The 17,706-nt window shown below is 37.6% G+C and carries 14 protein-coding genes; 7 read left to right on the forward strand and 7 right to left on the reverse strand.

Translation table 11 applies throughout. The annotated features are described in order from the left end of the window. Positions 1–13: 13 nt before the first annotated feature. From JM84_RS05180 to JM84_RS05200, 4 genes are all read left to right on the forward strand, one after another. On the forward strand, positions 14–1,393 hold the full coding sequence (locus tag JM84_RS05180) for a hypothetical protein (RefSeq protein WP_013750111.1): 1,380 nt from the start codon (positions 14–16) through the stop codon (positions 1,391–1,393). Beyond that, complete coding sequence (lptC, locus tag JM84_RS05185; protein ID WP_013750110.1) at positions 1,393–1,962, forward strand: LPS export ABC transporter periplasmic protein LptC; 570 nt, start codon at positions 1,393–1,395, stop codon at positions 1,960–1,962. Before JM84_RS05180 ends, lptC begins: the two co-directional genes overlap by 1 nt. Before the next feature lie 190 nt (positions 1,963–2,152). Continuing rightward, positions 2,153–3,451 (forward strand): hemolysin family protein, encoded by a 1,299-nt coding sequence (locus JM84_RS05195; RefSeq protein ID WP_144783063.1) that lies wholly within the window; start codon positions 2,153–2,155, stop codon positions 3,449–3,451. A 76-nt stretch (positions 3,452–3,527) separates the two neighbouring features. Further along, entirely contained in the window at positions 3,528–5,669 is a 2,142-nt protein-coding gene (locus JM84_RS05200) for a peptidylprolyl isomerase (protein ID WP_144783065.1), read from the forward strand. 113 nt (positions 5,670–5,782) lie between these two features. On the opposite strand, the gene JM84_RS05205 is transcribed toward JM84_RS05200, so the two are convergent. Beyond that, complete coding sequence (locus JM84_RS05205; RefSeq protein WP_144783067.1) at positions 5,783–6,697, reverse strand: GYDIA family GHMP kinase; 915 nt, start codon at positions 6,695–6,697, stop codon at positions 5,783–5,785. Between the two features lie 26 nt (positions 6,698–6,723). Further along, positions 6,724–8,037 (reverse strand): hydroxymethylglutaryl-CoA reductase, degradative, encoded by a 1,314-nt coding sequence (locus JM84_RS05210; protein ID WP_144783069.1) that lies wholly within the window; start codon positions 8,035–8,037, stop codon positions 6,724–6,726. A gap of 174 nt (positions 8,038–8,211) precedes the next feature. Between JM84_RS05210 and JM84_RS05215 the strand changes: the two genes are divergently transcribed. The 3 genes from JM84_RS05215 to JM84_RS05225 all read left to right on the forward strand — a co-directional run bounded on the left by JM84_RS05215 (position 8,212) and on the right by JM84_RS05225 (position 12,678). Further along, complete coding sequence (locus JM84_RS05215) at positions 8,212–10,401, forward strand: S9 family peptidase (RefSeq protein ID WP_144783071.1); 2,190 nt, start codon at positions 8,212–8,214, stop codon at positions 10,399–10,401. A gap of 40 nt (positions 10,402–10,441) precedes the next feature. After that, positions 10,442–12,031 carry a peptide MFS transporter gene (locus tag JM84_RS05220; protein WP_013750103.1) on the forward strand — a complete coding sequence of 530 codons (1,590 nt, stop codon included), beginning with the start codon at positions 10,442–10,444 and terminating at the stop codon, positions 12,029–12,031. Positions 12,032–12,135: 104 nt separating this feature from the next. Continuing rightward, positions 12,136–12,678, forward strand: a complete 543-nt coding sequence (locus JM84_RS05225) for a thioredoxin family protein (protein ID WP_144783073.1) — start codon at positions 12,136–12,138, stop codon at positions 12,676–12,678. Between the two features lie 8 nt (positions 12,679–12,686). On the opposite strand, the gene JM84_RS05230 is transcribed toward JM84_RS05225, so the two are convergent. The 5 genes from JM84_RS05230 to surE all read right to left on the reverse strand — a co-directional run bounded on the left by JM84_RS05230 (position 12,687) and on the right by surE (position 17,623). After that, on the reverse strand, positions 12,687–14,627 hold the full coding sequence (locus JM84_RS05230; RefSeq protein WP_144783075.1) for a ComEC/Rec2 family competence protein: 1,941 nt from the start codon (positions 14,625–14,627) through the stop codon (positions 12,687–12,689). A 142-nt stretch (positions 14,628–14,769) separates the two neighbouring features. Further along, entirely contained in the window at positions 14,770–15,267 is a 498-nt protein-coding gene (locus JM84_RS05235; RefSeq protein WP_144783077.1) for a C40 family peptidase, read from the reverse strand. Positions 15,268–15,290: 23 nt separating this feature from the next. Beyond that, on the reverse strand, positions 15,291–16,415 hold the full coding sequence (gene lpxB / locus JM84_RS05240) for a lipid-A-disaccharide synthase (RefSeq protein ID WP_144783079.1): 1,125 nt from the start codon (positions 16,413–16,415) through the stop codon (positions 15,291–15,293). Then, positions 16,415–16,702, reverse strand: coding sequence for a hypothetical protein (locus JM84_RS05245; RefSeq protein WP_035334512.1), 288 nt, complete (start codon positions 16,700–16,702; stop codon positions 16,415–16,417). Before JM84_RS05245 ends, lpxB begins: the two co-directional genes overlap by 1 nt. A gap of 147 nt (positions 16,703–16,849) precedes the next feature. Continuing rightward, positions 16,850–17,623, reverse strand: coding sequence for a 5'/3'-nucleotidase SurE (gene surE / locus JM84_RS05250; protein WP_144783081.1), 774 nt, complete (start codon positions 17,621–17,623; stop codon positions 16,850–16,852). Positions 17,624–17,706 lie beyond the last annotated feature (83 nt).

Consider the following 17,706-nt stretch of genomic DNA (forward strand, 5'->3'; position numbering starts at 1 on the left):
AAAACCTAACACTATGAAAACTAAATTGACCACACTTTTTGTAGCTATAATAATGACAGTAGGATTTACTGCTCAAGCTCAAATAAGTGAAGAATGTATGACTACAGGTTCTATATTTAACGAAGCTGCAAAAGTTAAGAACTGGGATGCTGCAAGAGCACCATTTATAAAACTTAGAAAAGACTGTCCTAACTGGTCACTTGCATTATACCAGTATGGTGAGAAGCTGCTGAAAGCAGATCTTAAAGCCGCAAGCGGAGAGCAAGAGAAAGCAGTAGCTCAAGATTTAATTTTATTGCTACAGCAAAGAGAGCAGTATTTCCCAGGAAAAACTGACAAAGGTGAAAACGCAGCAGATCAAGCTCAGATAATGTTTGATAGCAAAATAGGAACTAAGAAATCTCAGTTTGATGCATTTCAAAAAGCATTTGAACTAGACGCAGCTTCTATATCAAGTGCAAAAAGCATCTATACTCGTTTTAAACTAGCTGTAGATTTATATAAAGAAGGAGAGCAAATTCCATTACAAGATGTTTTTGATCTTTATGATGATACTCAAAGCAAATTAGGAAAGGAAGCAACTGTTCTTGATACTAAACTACAAGCTCTTTTAGATAAAGAAGAGGCTGGTACAGCACTTAGTGCAAAGGAGAAAAGAAGAGTAAAAGGTTATGAAACTAACCTTAGAGCTTTTGGAATATTTGGAGGAAGTACTGATGGGGCAATGGGAGCATTAGGTAATTGTGAGAACCTAGTACCGCTTTACCAAAAAGATTTTGAGTCTATGAAAAATGACAAGGAATGGATTAAGAAAGCTGCTGGACGTCTTGCTGGAAAAGATTGTACTGATACAGACTTATTTAAGCAAATGGTTGAAAACTTACACAGACTTGAGCCTTCAGCCAAATCTGCAAAATATTTAGGTATTCTGGCTGGAAACAGAGGAGATACAGCTGCGGAGTCTAGATATTACCAAGAAGCTATTGATCTTGAAACAGATCCAAAAGAAAGAGCAAGCGCTTATTACAGACTTGCACTTCAAGCTAAAAAAGCAGGAAGCTATGGTAAAGCAAGAGGCTTATTCAATAAGGCATTATCTGAAGATGGTACTTTAGGTCAAGCTTACTTAAATATTGCAGCAATGTATGCAGCAAGTGCAAATAACTGTGGAGAAAATGCTTTTGATAAAAGAGCGGTATATTGGTTAGCTGCAAGTACTGCAGAAAGAGCAGGACGAGTAAGTCCATCATTAGCAGGGACTGCAAATAAAACTGCAGCAAGTTACAGAGCAATAGCACCAAGCAAGGCAGATATATTTCAATCTGGAAAAGGTGGTCAAACTATTAAAATAGGATGTTGGATTGGATCAAGCGTAAGAGTTCCAGGTAACTAATGTATCTACAACATAGAAATATATTAAAATTCTTAGTCACGGCTTTTGCCGTGACTTTGTTTTTAAGTTGTGGTGATAACGGGGAGGAGATACGTAAAATGAGTATCAAGTCTGACGGGCCTGTTACTGAGGGAAGAGGTATCAACTTAAAATATACAGACTCTGGAAAGGTAACGGCTCACCTTAAAACACCATATATAAAGAATTATGCAAACTCGCCTTTTCCATATGAGGAGTTTCCAGAAGGTGTTGAAGTTATTTTTATAGATGACGATAAAGAGAATGTGATCACCTCAGATTATGCTATACGGTATAAATATACAAATCTTATAGACCTGCAGAAGAACGTGACGCTTGTAACTAGTGATTCTGTTACACTTAAAGCAGAGCAGTTGTATTGGGATCAAACTAATAACTGGATTTTTACAGATCAACCTTATACCATTATTACAAAAGACGGTTCCCGCAATGATGGAGACCTTTTTGATTCTAATGAAGACTTTACAAATTTTGTATCTTTAAACAACGTAAGTAAACAATACGTTAAAGAAAATAAAGAAGACTTATGATGCGATATATAAAATACACGGAGTACGTTTATATCATAGTAGCTGTGCTAGCGGGGTATAAGGTGGCAACACTTTGGGGGGAAGATCAGCCCAAGGCTTATTTCTTTTTGTTTTGCTTTGCTATAAGTGTTGGTATGTATTTCTTTAGACGTCACTTTCGTAAGAAATTTGAAAACAGGAAAAACTCTTAATGGGCAGCGTCGAAGTCCAGATTATTGTCGTTTGTTGCTCATTATTATTATCTGCATTCTTCTCAGGAATGGAGATTGCATACATTTCGGCAAATAAAATCCATATCGAAATAGAAAAAAAACAGAATGATTTTCTTTCTATTGTATTAACTCGCCTTACTGCGAGACCTTCAAAGTTTATCGCAACCATGTTGCTGGGCAATAATATTGCTTTGGTAGTTTATGGTTATTTTATGGGAGCACTCCTACAAGGGTGGCTTGAGAGTTTGCCTTTCGGCGAAAACTTGACGTGGTTAGCTACATTCGTCCAAGAATTTAGTCTATTAAGTCAGACTATTATTTCTACCATTGTCATTCTAATTACTGCAGAATTTTTACCAAAAGTATTTTTTCAGATTTATGCAAATAAGCTGCTTAAGTTTTTTGCTATACCTGCCTATATTTTCTATCTGCTGTTTTATTTTTTAAGTGCTTTTATAATTTGGGTATCAGACTTAGTACTTAAATATTTGTTTAAAACAGATGGAGATGAAGTGCAACTAGCTTTCACGAAAGTGGAATTAGGAAATTATATTTCTGAGCAAATGGAATCTGTAAATGATCAAGATGAAGTAGATACGGAAATCCAGATATTTCAAAATGCTCTCGAATTTTCTGAGGTTAAGTCTAGAGAAGTAATGCTTCCTCGTACTGAGATTATAGCGGTAGATGAACGTACTACGCCAGCGGCGATTAATAAAATATTTATAGAAACTGGGCTTTCTAAGATACTTGTATATAAGGATACAATAGATGATATCATAGGATACGTGCACTCTTTTGAGTTGTTTAAAAAGCCTAAAACAATAAGTAGTGTTCTAATGCCTGTGGTATATGTGCCAGAAACAATGCTTGTTAAAGACGTGTTGAATATGCTCACAAAGAAGCGCAAGAGTATCTGTGTTGTTATTGATGAATATGGTGGTACGAGTGGCATGATGACCGTAGAAGATATTGTAGAAGAGCTTTTTGGTGAGATCGAGGATGAGCATGATACAGCAGAGCTTATTGAGGAGCAGCTAGGAGAAGATCATTATAAACTCTCTGCTAGACATGAAGTAGATTACCTCAATGAGACCTATAGGTTGAACCTTCCAGAGAGTGAAAACTATGAGACTTTAGGAGGTTTAGTAGTGAGCCATGCAGAGGAAATACCACAAGAAGGAGAGAACATAGAGATAGACGGTATAATCTTTCATATCCTTGAGACTTCAAATACAAAAATCGAACTCTTGGAAGTCCGTATTTCTAAAGACTAAATTGGCTTATTTTTTTATTTTTTATTATGGGAGAAAATGGTATTTTCGCCCACTATTATAGCATAAACAACAGACAATGGCAATTTTAAATAAAATACGTAGCAAGAGCATCTTTTTGATAATCATTATTGCACTTGCGCTATTTGCATTCATTTTTTCTTCAATTTTAGATAGTGGAGGTTTTAATGCTGATAAGCAAAACCGAGTAGCTTCTATTAATGGAGTAAGTATTGATCGTGAAGCTTTTGCTTCAAAAGTAGAGGAGCAAACACGTAGATTAGGAGCAAATGCCTCGACTACACGTGCTGTAAATACAGTGTGGGAGCAAGAGATTAATCGTGTTGTTCTTGAAGAGCAGTATGAAGAGTTAGGTATTGAAGTAGGTAGAGACCGCACTCAGGAATTATTAAAGCAAGCATTGCAAAACGATACACGTTTTCAAGATGGTGATGGTTTCTTTAGTGAGGGTAAGATGCAAGAATTTATCGCAACTCTTAAAGAGAGCCAGAATCCTAATGATTACCAAAACTGGTTAAATTTTGAAGAAAACTTAAGAAATCAAGAAAAGCAAAGTATATACTACAACCTTATAAAAGCAGGAGTAGGATCTACACTTAAAGATGGTGAGATTGCTTACAGACTTGACAACAATAATGTAGATATACAGTTTGTACAAGTTCCTTATACTTCAGTTCCAGATGAAGAGGCACCGGTAAGCAAAGAAGAAATTCAAAAATATGTAAATGAGCATAAAGAAGAGTATAAAACAGACGAAACACGTAGCATTCGTTTTGTGAAATTTTCAGAAGAAGCTTCTTTAGAAGATGAAAATGCACTTAAAGCTGAGTTGTCAAAACTTAGAAATGAGTACACCTCACGTAATGGTGCAACTGGAGTGACAGAAACACTTGCTGGATTTGATAAAACAGATAGAGTAGAAGATTTCTTATTAGACAATTCAGATATTCCTTATGTAAATCGTTGGTTCTTTAAAAAGAACTTACCTGCAACAAACGCAGATACATTATTTGCCTTAGGCAAAGGAGGTGTTTACGGTCCTTATAAGGATAACAATTACATGAACCTTTCTCGTGTAATGGATGTGAGAAAAATGCCAGACTCAGTAAAGTCTCGTCATATTTTAATTGATTTTAAAGGAGCGGTTACAAATACTCAGAGAGGACCTGTTCCTTCATCTGCCACTCGTACTAAAGAAGAAGCAAAGAATCTTGCAGATAGTTTGCTTTCAGTTATAAATAGAAACAGTGGGAAATTTGAAGAGCTAGCAAAAGAGTTTTCTTCAGATAAGAGTAACAGCGAAAATGGAGGAGATCTTGATTACCAAAATCCAAATCTCTTTGCTGAAGGATATAGAGACTTTATCGTTGATAACAAAACTGGATCTGTAGGTATAGCCGAAACAAACTTTGGTTACCACGTGATTGAGATTACAGATCAAAAGAATCTTCAGGATGTAATTAAAGTAGCAACGGTAGTAAAAGAGATTGTACCATCAGATAAAACAATTTCATCTATCTACAATACAACTCAAAAATTTGAGCTAGCTGCTGCAGATGGAGATTTCCAAGAAGTAGCTACAGAAAATGGTTATACAGTAAGACCAGTACAACGTATACGTGCAATGGATGAGAATCTTCCTGGTGAGGGTGCTCAACGTTCAATCGTACAGTGGGCTTTTGAAGAAGAAGTTTCTGTAGGAGATATTAAGCGTTTTCCAGTAAACAATGGATATATTGTAGCACAAGTTACTCGTCGCACTCCTAAAGGAACGGAGCGTGTAGAGGATGTATCTACTCAGGTAACTCCTATACTACGTAACATGAAGAAAGCTGCTATCATAAAAGACAAGCTCTCTGGAGCTACACTTGCAGAGATGGCACAGTCACAAAGCCAAACTGTAAAAACTGCATCTGCAATATCTATGAATGCGCCTACGATTGCTGGAGCAGGTAATGAGCCTAAAGTTGTAGGAGCGGCGTTTGGATTAAAAGAGGGAGAAATTTCTGATCCTATAGAAGGTTCAAGAGGAGTATATGTGGTTCAAGTTATAAAAATTACGGAAGCACCAGCGCTTGAAAACTACGCATCATTTGCAACTCAAGAAGCTCAAAAGGCTAGAGTAGCAGTAAGTTCTAAAGTGCTTAATGCACTTAAGGAAGCTGCAGAAATTGAAGATAACAGAGCTACTTTTTACTAGTAGTTGAATTACATAAATATTAAAAAGGCTCGAACGTTATGTTCGAGCCTTTTTAGTTTATCATGGTGTTAGTTCGCTTTCGCGAAAGCGTAAAACTTATCTGTAAATCGTTCTTAGAAGTTTAGTATCATCTCGTTGTACGGGATGATAGTATGAAAGCCTTTGTTTTTAAAATACTCCATTTCTTGAGCTTCTCCGGTAACCATTACAAAATCACCTCCCCAACCTCCTAAACTCTTAATGAGGTGTGGATAGTCAGAAAATAGCTGACTTTTAATAGTAGGAGTTTTTATAATTTTAGAAAGTCTTTCATCGTGCTCCGTAAGCAGTTTTTCAAAAGCTTGGAGTGTTTTGCTTTCTTTGACTGCTGTGGTGAGTTGAGAAAAATGAGAAACCTCGTTGAGGAGTAAGTTGCTGTCTAAGCTTCTATAGTGCTTAATGCTTTCTCTACTATTCTGCTTTTTATTGAGGTGTATAAAGAAGATGTTTTCTTTAAAGTCGGGGTCAAAAGTTAAACTTTTGACGATTGGATCGCTTTTCGTTCTCTGGTAGGTAATGGCGCTCTGTGCTGTTGCAGAGGCAATATCATAACCACTTCCTCCAAAAGTCATTTCAAGTAGCTTATAAGGGTTGACTTGAGCCCATAAAGCAATGTTTGCAATAAGAGTAGAGGAGGAGCCCAGACCCCAATCTCTTGGGAATTCTAAAGTGCTAGTTGCTATAAGCCCTTCTTGCCCTTGTAAAAACTGTGGATTAAGTTCTTGTGCTGCTTGTAATATGGTAAGTAAGCGCTGCGGGATATCCCCATTAGGAACTGCGCAGTCTTTTATGGGTAATGTAAAATGGGTTTCAAACCATGTGGAACCATCATGTAGCTCGCTTTTCCAACGTAAGCCTTGGTCTTGCGTTGTTGTGACTGTAAGTTTTTGACCTCTGGTTGTGGGAAGCGCAAGTGCTTCTGCACCATCAAGAACCAGATATTCTGCGGTTAATAATAACTTACCATGGCTGTAAAAAGATGAGTTCACTTTGTGTATTTGTATTTGTGGGCTACTTATGAGCGTAGTGCTTCTATAAAAGAAACAACGGCGCTGTGTGTAACTGTATTGGTCTTAAAATGAGTGACTGTTTCTTGTTTTTCGGCGTCTGTGGCTTCCATTTGATTAAGGATATTCATGAGGTGCATTTTCATGTGGCCTTCTTGAATTCCCGTTGTAGTGAGTGATTTTAAGGCTGCAAAGTTTTGTGCAAGTCCCGCAACAGCTACAATTTGCATAAGTTCTTGCGCAGATGGATTTTCTAGCAATTCCATAGACCATTTTACCAGCGGATGTAATTTTGTAAGTCCGCCTACGGTTCCTAGTGCGAGTGGTACCTCAATCCAAAATTTAAATATTCCATCATTTACACTAGCATGTGTGAGACTTCTATATTGCCCGTCCCTAGCAGCATATGCGTGCACGCCAGCCTCTACGGCTCTAAAGTCGTTTCCAGTGGCAAGAATTACAGCATCAATACCATTCATTATTCCTTTGTTATGAGTAACTGCACGGTAAGGTTCCTCTTCGGCAATAGCAATGGCTTGGATGAATTTTTTAGCAAATTGTGCACCATCTATATTCTTTTCAGAAAGATCAGCTATTGGGCAACTTACCTCTGCTCGAACAACACAATCTGGAACGTAGTTTGATAAAATAGACATGATAACGGTTAGGTTTGCACCGCTTTCGCGAAAGCGTACTTCTTCCTCAAAACTCGCTTTAAGTGTCGTTGCAAATTGTTCTAGACAACTATTTATAAAATTGGCTCCCATTGCATTTAGCGTTTCAAACGTGCAATGAAGTTGGTAATAATCTGTTACTGCTTGGGTTTTATTTACGAGCGTGATGTCTTTAATCCCACCACCACGTTTCTCCATGTTTTTTGTGATTGCAGCGGTATCTGCAAGTAACTGTGGCTTGATGGATTCAAAAAATGATGTCAAAAGCGATGCATCACCATCATAGGTAAAATGTACTTGGCCTACTTTTGTAGTTCCTAGCACAGTAGTTTTAAAACCACCTCTATCTTGCCAGAATTTTGCCGCTTTACTTGCAGCAGCCACCACAGAGCTTTCCTCAATAGCCATGGGAATGGTATAAATACGATCATTTATAACAAAGTTTGGCGCAACACCTAGTGGTAAGTAGTAGTTAGTGATGGTGTTTTCTATAAACTCATCGTGTAGCTGTTGTAATTTTTTATCATCATTCCAGTAAGATGATAGCACCTCAGTTGCCTGTGTTGGATTTTCAAAATAGGTAGATGTGAGCCACGCAATTTTCTCTGTTTTTGAAAGTCTTGAAAATCCTGATATTGCCTTTGTCATTAAGCTGTATTTATAAAAGTGTCAAAGATACTGAGAATGAGGTAAACCTAGCTTTGTGTAAGTAATCTAGTGATTTTATTTCTTAACAATATGGCGCTATTTAACAGCTTTTACGGGGCTTTTTGCGTTATTTTTAGTAAAATTGAGATACATTACTAGAATTAGCAATTATATATGAAAATACAACTCTTTTTGAGTGCCATTTTACTCATGGCAATCCAGAGCGCAACTGCGCAAAAAAAGCAAATCACCCTTGAAGATATATGGAAAGAAGGCACTTTTAGTGCAGAGAGACTCCAGTCTATTCACTCCATGGCAAACGGACAAGAGTATGCCGTTCAAAACTTTGATAGAGCAACACGTACGGGAAGTGTAGATATTTATAGCTATGCAACGGGAGATAAAGTGCGCACAGCAGTAAGCAGTGCAGACATTGAAGGTCTTGATTATTTCATCAGTTATAAATTTAGTGGTGATGAAAAGCAAGTCTTGCTAGCGACCAAACTACAGTCAATCTTTAGAAGATCTACGCTAGGCGAATTTTATGTTTGGAATACGCTTTCGCGAAAGCTAACAAAGGTATCAGATGATCTTATCCAAGAGCCTACATTTTCTCCTGATGGGACGATGATTGCTTACGGAAAGGGTAACAACTTATATGTATTTAACATCGCAGAAGGTATAACCCAGCAGCTTACTACAGATGGAAAGAAAAATAGTATTATAAACGGTATTACGGATTGGGTTTATGAAGAAGAATTTGGTTTTGTGCGCGCCTTTGATTGGAGTGCAGATAGCAAGAAAATTGCCTATGTACGTTTTGACGAAACAGATGTGCCAGAATTCTCTATGGATATTTATGGTAAAGAATTATACCAGACACAGTCAGTTTTTAAATACCCTAAAGCTGGTGAGGAAAATGCAAAAGTAACATTGCGCCTTCACAATTTAGATAGCGGAGATAGCCGTAAAGCTAAGGATGTTGAGATAAACCTAGGAGATAACGCTGGGTACTATATTCCACGTATATCTTGGTCAAAAGATCCAAACGTACTTTCTGTACAAACTTTAAATCGTCATCAAGATACATTGAAGTTGTCACTTTTTAACGCAGCGACATACCAAACTACACTAGCTGTTCTTGAAACTGATAAAGCGTATGTAGACGTTACAGATAATCTTACTTTTCTAGAAGACAATAGCTTTATCTGGACAAGCGAAAAAGATGGATGGAATCATGTATACCACCACAACGCAGATGGAAGTCTTAAGAGGCAAGTAACTTCAGGCGACTGGGAAGTGACTGGATATTACGGTTATGATGCAAAAACAAAGAGGATATTTTATCAAAGCTCTGAAAATGGTTCAATAAACCGCGGTGTATACGCTATAGGTCTTAACGGTAAAAAGAAACAAGCACTCGCTATAAAGGAAGGAACAAATGATGCCGATTTTAGTGCAGACTTTAGCAACTTCATCCATACATATTCAAATACGACAACGCCTTATCGTTTTACACTTAATGATGCTAAGGATGGAAAGCAAATACGTGTTATAAAAGATAATAATAATCTCAAAGAGCTTTACGCTACTTATGATATCTCTCCAAAGGAATTTTTTGAGATTGATGTAAACGGAGTTTCTCTTAATGCATACATGATTAAACCTACAAACTTTGATCCTAATAAAAAGTATCCGTTGTTTATGACTCAATACTCTGGACCTGGATCGCAAAGCGTTGCAAATAAATGGGATACAAGTAATGATTACTGGTTCCAGATGCTTGCTCAGAACGACTATATCGTGGTTTGTGTAGATCCTAGAGGAACAGGATTAAAAGGACGTGATTTTAAGAAAATCACTCAGAAAGAATTAGGGAAGTATGAAGTGCAAGATCAAATAGCAGCTGCTAAACAATTAAGTGAACGTCCATACATAGATGAAAATCGCACAGGAATCTGGGGATGGAGTTATGGAGGCTTTATGGCGTCTAATTGTCTTTTCCAAGGAGCAGATACCTTTGAAATGGCGATCGCTGTTGCACCAGTTACTTCTTGGAGGTTTTATGATTCTATTTATACAGAACGTTACATGCAAACACCCCAAGAAAATGCAAGTGGGTATGATAACAACTCTCCTATGAGTCATGTAGATAAAATGGAAGGTGATTTATTACTTGTGCATGGAGGTGGAGATGATAATGTGCATGTGCAAAACTCTACGCGTCTCGTTGAGGCTTTAGTACAAGCAAATAAGCAATTTGACTACTTCAATTATCCAGATAGAAACCACGGTATCTATGGTGGGAATACGCGTTTTCATTTATATACAATGATGACAGAATTCATAAAAGAGAAACTTTAAGGATAAACAACTTATATTAGCAGTAAATAAAAAATACAATATGGAATATAAATTCGGTGGTTCTGAAACCAATCAAAAGACAGTTTTAGGGCATCCTTCAGGTCTTTTTGTTCTCTTTTTTACAGAAATGTGGGAACGATTTTCCTACTATGGAATGCGTGCATTACTTGTTTTATTTTTAGTGTCAGCTATTATTGATGGCGGCTGGGGCTGGGAGCGAGCAGAGGCACTACAGTTATATGCGTTCTATACAGGTCTAGTTTATGTGACTCCGATATTAGGAGGTTTAATAGCTGATAAGATTACAGGATATAGAAAAGCCGTAATCATAGGTGCCTTATTGATGACACTAGGTCACGCATCTATGGCTTTTGAGATTAGTTCAGACATTTTCTTTTATGCAGGTCTTATACTACTCATCATTGGTAACGGTATGTTTAAGCCGAATATTTCTTCGATGGTAGGGCAGTTGTATAAGGACCAAGGTAAAGAAAAGGATGCGGGATATACCATATTTTACATGGGTATTAACTCCGGAGCTTTTTTAGGTATTTTACTTTGTGGTTATATTGGAGAATCTGTTGGATGGCATTATGGATTTGGGCTTGCGGGAATTTTCATGCTTGTGGGAATGCTTCAGTTTTATTTTGCTCAAGGTATCTTTGGTAAGATAGGATCAGCACCAGCAAAAGCTGGTGAACTTGATGATGTCTTAGAAGATGGCGTTGAAAATGCTGCAGATAGTATTGAAGATGTTATTGACGATGCCGAAAAGTCTAAAGTAACTCGTGATCGTTTAATTGTAATTAGTGTTCTTGCATTTTTCACTATTTTCTTTTGGTGGGCATTTGAGCAAGCAGGAGGGTCTATGACCATCTTTGCAGCAGATTATACAGATAGAGTTCTTGAAGGTAGTAGTGGTATGACTTTTAAAATAGTCAACACAATACTTACAGTAGTTCCTATGCTTATTATTACATGGGTATTAGCGATGTTATTTAAGCAAACGTATGGTAAATACGCACTTTCTAATATTATCTTAGGCTTAGGTTTTGTTATCATTTGGGGAATTGTAATTTGGATGTTATCTCGTCAGTTTGCAGATGACGCTCCAGAAGTACCTGCTTCTTGGTTCGGAATATTAAACTCATTCTTTATCATTGCATTTGCGCCTTTATTTTCAAAAATATGGAAGAGCAAATACAACCCTAGCGGACCAGTAAAGTTTGCTATTGGACTTATTCTTTTAGGTCTTGGTTTTGGTATTCTTTCTTTTGGATCTATGGGAATCCCATTAGGTGCAAAAACTGCTTCTGTAAGTATGGTATTTCTAGTACTTGCATATTTATTCCATACACTAGGAGAGTTATGTGTATCACCAGTGGGACTTTCATATGTAAGTAAACTTGCACCAGCAAAACTTGTTGGTCTTATGTTCGGTATCTGGTTTGTTGCAAACTTTATAGCAAACTTTGCAGCGGGTATAACGGGTAGTTATATTGATCCAATAGTTGAGGAGCATGGAATGGCAATTTTCTTTTTGATTTTTACCGTAATACCAGCAGCAGCAGGTGTTGTAATGTTATTATTAAATAAAACACTTATTAGAATGATGCATGGTATACGCTAAGCACATTTAATAGTATAATTTAAAAACGTTCCCTATTTTGTGGAACGTTTTTTGTCTGTAAGAATTTGAAACATAAACAGACTACTTCTAAAAGAAAGAATCTAATGAAAAAAGTATTATACCTTCTTCTATTTATTGCGACGGGAACTATGAGTGCCCAGAAGATTAACTGGATGACCATGGATGAGGCGCTTGCTGCCCAACAAAAAGAGCCTAAAAAGATTTTTATGGACGTGTACACTGTCTGGTGTGGCCCTTGTAAAATGCTTGATAGAAACACTTTTGCAAATCCAGATGTAGCTGCTTTTATAAATGAAAACTACTACGCGGTAAAATTTAACGCAGAAGGTACAGAAGTAATTAATTACTTAGGTAACACATATACCAACCCGCGTCATGATCCTAAAAAATCAAGAGGGCGTAACAGTCAGCATGAACTTGCACAGGCTTTAAAACTTCAGGGGTATCCTAGTATGGTCTTCTTTGATGAAAAGGGTAATTACATCCAGCCTATAGTTGGTTATCACTCCCCTAAGCGTTTAGAGATATATGTAAAGATGGTCGGTAACGATGATTATAAAGACATTACCACTCAAGAAAAGTGGGCTACCTATCAAGAAGAGTTTGAGTACTCATGGCCTAATTAAAAATAAAATCACTCAATTATATAAGCTCCCTTTTCATAAGTATTATGAAAAGGGATTTTTTTGATTAAACAAGTCGTTTTCCATCGAGTGATGTAGCTTTTGTAGTTTGATGCATCTGCAATGATTTGAGCTTCTGGAAACCTCTCTGTAAGTCTGTTTATGTTAATCTTGGGAGATTGCGTCAGTAATATATAATCTGGATTTGCATTTGCTAGCTGGTAAACCCCAAGACTATCTATGACGAGTATTTCTTTTCGCTTAAAGCGAAAATAGTGCTGCATGCTTTCTACGGCTACTTCGTCTATACGTAAGCCATTCTTGTAGTTCCTAACTCTGCTATCTTGTATTATGGTATGTAATGAGTCTGTGCTATGTATTTTGAGCGTGGAGTTGTTTAAAACGCCTACCATGGTAGATTTGCTCTTATTGAAAATAGTGAGATGCCTAGCAGGAGGATTGCTTTTCTCATAAATAATAATAGATGTTAAAAGTACTATTGACATAGATGCCGCTACAAGCCTGAGGTTATTATATTTCTTGAGTAGAGAAATACTGAAAACAATACAGAGATATAAGCCTATAAGTAATGCAAAACTTATCGTGATGTGATCTGTGATAAAGGCCTCTTTATTAGCTACCCAAAAAATAAATCCATTCATTAGGTCTATGATAAATCCATAGGCAGCTACAATGTAATCAGGTAATATGCCTATTATAGCTAATAAAGCAACTAGAATGCCACCACCTAAAATGATTCCTAGAAATGGAATGATGATTACATTAGAGAGAAAAAATAATCCAGGAAACTGGTGAAAATAAAATAAACTTAAAGGTAGCACGCCTAACTGAGCAGCTACCGAAACCGTAGCTATACCCCAGAGAAGCCTGTCTATATAATACCGCGGAGTATAAAAAGAGGACAGCCATGGCTGAATCCATAAAATACCAATAACGGCAAGATAACTAAGTTGGAAGCCCACTTGATAAATAAGAAGCGGATTATAGAGTAACAGTACTACTGCAGATATCATGACTGCATCTGTTGATTTTCTTTTTCCGCCTAGCTGTTGTCCTATTTCGAGAAAGCTAAACATAGTAGCAGCCCTCAATACTGAGGGTGATAATCCAGTGATAAAAGCAAAAACCCAAATCATAGCGATAATAATCATAGACCGAAGCCATCGTAGCTTGTAGTCTGCTATTGGTTTGGTAATAAAGCGTAGCAATAATAGTATAATGCCTACATGCAGCCCGGAGACGGCAAGTATGTGCATCATTCCGGCAGATGCATAATGAGTGCTCATTTGCTTATCTATACCATTTTTCTGCCCAAGAACGAGTGCATCTATAACTGCAAGTTGGTCGCTAGTAAATGAATGAGAGTGAATTGCTTTTAGTACGCTTTCGCGAAAGCGTGATGACCACACCCTCAATCCGCTAGAGGTGTGTTGTGATATGAGTAACACGTTTTTATTAATTGACAGCTGCCCGTGTATTTGTTTTCTTTTTAAATAGCTTCCGTAATCAAATTGATATGGGTTTTTGGGTTTGGGGAGAGGTAAAAGTAGAGCTCTTGTGTAGTGCCATTCTCCTACGCGAAGACGATGCGATATGCTATCTCTATTGACATTGAGAATTACCTTGCCCGAAGTAGCTTCTTTGTTTATCGTCTTTAATGTAACAACATATTTGTCTTGATACATTGTGGGTTTTAGTACTTCATCTATCGAGAATAAAAAGGTACTTGGGTTGCTAGTGTTTGTGTGGGTAAAATGCGTCTCGTTGTTTAGCGCGTTTGCTCTTTCTGAGGTTAAGTAGCCTATGGTTATAAATACAATGGCAATACCTACGGTAAACGCTATGGCGTTGAGAGGTCTTTTAAAAGCACGTCTGTGGAGTACAAAAAGAAATGATGCAGCGAGTAGGAGGATAATAGCTATCCAGAACAAGGAGACTTTATAGACGTCGTAACAAATTATCCCAGCAATGAGGGCGAGAAGTATTACTAAAATGGGCGTGTTAATCCTCTTCAATATATTACTAATTAACCTTTTTCGAGGTGTAACTTTCAGTAATATAGTGATTTATAATTTACAAGACACGTCTAGCCATGATGTAGGCGTTATTCCAGTAGCGCTCATTGAGGTTAGAGGTGAGTACGCCTTTTGAAGTAGTCGCGTGTATAAAGTAAATATCATCACTTGTGACTTTAGTGACGAGTCCTACATGATTTATGCGTTTGCTGCTTTTATTTGTTCTAAAAAATAGCAAATCACCCTTAGAAATGTCTTTATCTTTTATAGGTTGACCTCTTTCTGCCATCTGTCTAGAGATACGAGGTAGAACTATATTTTCTTTTTGAAAGGCAATGTAAATCAATCCAGAGCAGTCCATTCCCTTTCTTGTAGTACCACCAAATTTATATCGAGTACCTGCAAATGATTGTGCTTGGTTAATAATGCGATCCATCTTTGATGCGCTTATATCTTTGACCCTAGCAGTAGTTCTTGTTCTAGATGTTGTCGTTTTTGAACTTCCGCAAGAAGTCAGTAAAAAGAGTAAAGAAAGCACTATGAATAATTGTTTCATATAGTAGTTGGGCTCGTAGGTTGTTAATTGCTTAGCTGAGCTTTGGTGGTTGCTACAATGAGCGATGCAGTCTTTTGACTTGCTCCAGCTCCACCTAATTTTTTCTCAAGCGCAAAATAGTCTTCAAACAGCGTTGCACGATAATCATCATTAGTAATCTTGTCAAGTTCCTTTTTTAATTGTGCAGTATTGAGATCTCCTTGTATTAATTCCTTTACCACCTCACGATCCATAATAAGATTTACCAGCGAGATATATTTGGTTTTTATAATGCGTTTTGCAATACTGTATGAGACGGCATTTGCTTTGTAACAAACTACCTGTGGTACTTTAAATATTGCAGCTTCTAGTGTAGCGGTACCAGAAGTGATTAAAGCGGCATTTGCAAAACTCAAAATATCATACGTTTTATTCATCACCAGCTTTACTGGATAATCTTTTAGGAAAGGTTGGTAAAAAGATACCTCTTGGCTCGGCGCTCCAGCGATTACAAATTGATAGTCTGGATAATCATTTACTACACTTAGCATGACATCGAGCATAGCGCTTATTTCTTGCTTACGACTTCCTGGGAGTAAGGCAATCATAGGGCGCTCATCAAGGTCGTGTTCTTTTGCAAAAGCAACCGGATCTGCTTGCTTACGACCTGAAACGGCATCTAGAAGTGGATGACCTACAAAATGTACCCTGTAGTCATGTTCGTCATAAAAGTCCTTTACAAAAGGTAATATCACATACATATGATCTACATATGCTTTAATCTTTTTGACACGACTTGCACGTGATGCCCATACCTGCGGACTTATATAATAGTGCGTAGTAACACCTAATGGTTTTGCCCACTCTGCAATGCGTAAGTTAAAACCAGAGTTATCTATAAGTATGAGCGCATCTGGTTCAAAACGGGCTATATCTCTCTTACAATCTTTAATAAGACCTGTGATCTTACGCAAGTTTGTGACAACCTCCATAAAGCCCATAAAAGCACGTTCTTTGTAATGTGTCACAAGAGTGCCGCCTACTTCCTGCATGAGATCACCGCCCCAAAAGCGTATATCTGCCTCTGGATCCTCTTTATACAATGATTTCATCAGGTTTGCACCATGTAAATCACCACTGGCCTCGCCTGCAAGAATGTAATATTTCATTAGGTAAACATTAATATCATTGTTACAAATGCAATAGTAATCGTAGCAAGAAGAACGCCTCTCGCTCTCGCATCTTGTCCTTGTCTAAGCATCATAAAAAACGCAAGCAGATTAAGAACGGCACCTATTGCCATAATTTTGCCTAGACGACCTTCGGACACTGCTGTTTGAAGTACGTTTGTGATAGTTCGGTCTTGTGTGCTGCCTATGTATAGAGAAAACAGCAGTACACCTATTGCGTTTGCAATGAGTCCTACTATGATTCCTATAATGATGTCTTTTTTCATATGTAATGTTTCGGCTTTCGCCAAAATTTGAATTCTTTACAAATATGCTTATCGTTTTAAAATTTTCGCGAAAGCGGAATTCTCAACCTTAAGCTATAGAAAGATATTGATGCGTTTCAAAGTTACGATTGCTTTGTAAACTTTAGACTAGTCTTCCCACTCATTTAATTCTTGTAAAAAGTGATGCGCCGTGAGGTCAAATTGCACTGGCACAACAGATACATATCCTTGAGATAGTGCCCACTCATCTGTATCTTCTCCCTTGTCTTGATTTACAAACTCGCCAGTGAGCCAGTAGTAATCTCTGCCCATAGGGTTAGTGCGCTTGTCAAAATCTTCTATCCATTGCGCTTTTGCTTGACGGCATACCTTAGTACCTTTAATTTCGGCTGCTGGTAGTTTTGGGATATTTACATTTAAAACAATTCCCTTAGGAAGACCGTTTTTTAATACTTGGCGAGTGATACGCTCCACATATTTTTTTGCCGGCTCAAAATCGGCATCGTGACTGTAGTCTAGTAGCGAGAATCCTATTGCTGGGATGCCTTCTACACCAGCTTCTACTGCTGCGCTCATCGTACCACTGTAAATTACATTGATGCTAGAGTTGCTGCCGTGATTTATACCGCTCACACAGATGTCGGGTCTGCGAGGAACAATCTGCTGGTTTGCAAGTTTTACACAATCTGCTGGAGTTCCAGAGCATGTATATTCTTTATGTGTCGCTGCTGGATCAAGTTTTACAGGGTCACAGTACAGTGTGTCGTTTATGGTAATGGCGTGTCCCATACCACTCTGCGGGCTATCTGGTGCAACAACAATGACATCACCTATCGTGAGCATTACATCGATAAGGTTGCGTATTCCGGGAGCGGTAATACCGTCATCGTTTGTAACAAGTATTAATGGTTTATTCTTCATAAGAGGAGTTGTAAACTAAGCACGAAAATACGTAAATTGTACTTCAATTCGAGCGACAGTCGGGTTTAACAAAAGATTACGAA

The organism is Dokdonia sp. Hel_I_63, assembly GCF_007827285.1.
Classification (GTDB): domain Bacteria; phylum Bacteroidota; class Bacteroidia; order Flavobacteriales; family Flavobacteriaceae; genus Dokdonia.